Origin of the sequence: Streptomyces sp. MMG1533 (assembly GCF_001279775.1) — a bacterium.
Taxonomy (GTDB): domain Bacteria; phylum Actinomycetota; class Actinomycetes; order Streptomycetales; family Streptomycetaceae; genus Streptomyces.
Window position 1 is genome coordinate 1 of record NZ_LGDG01000183.1, and the last position, 275, is coordinate 275.

At 70.5% G+C, this 275-nt stretch carries 1 pseudogene; it reads right to left on the reverse strand.

Annotated features, from left to right (window positions below):
- Positions 1–275: pseudogene (locus ADK57_RS18795) on the reverse strand (IS200/IS605 family accessory protein TnpB-related protein); the annotation flags it as partial.

Sequence of the window (275 nt, forward strand, 5' to 3'; positions counted from 1 at the left end):
CGGGTGTCCGAGGGCGCGTCGCCCGACCGCGATGCTCGCCGCATCGTGCCGGGACATCCTGCGTCGTGGGGTGGTCAGGGGCTTCTGCCAGTGCTGGGCACCCCAGCGAGAGGTGTAGGCGGGATCGACCGCGACGACGGCCACGTTCTGCTCGGCGGCCATCGACACCAGCCGGGCCTTGAGTTTCGCGGTGGGGAAGCGGGAGAGCAGGCGGCGGAAGCGTTTGTTGCGGCCGTGCTTCTCGCGGCCCTTCTGCGCCGCGAAGTCGAGGTCTT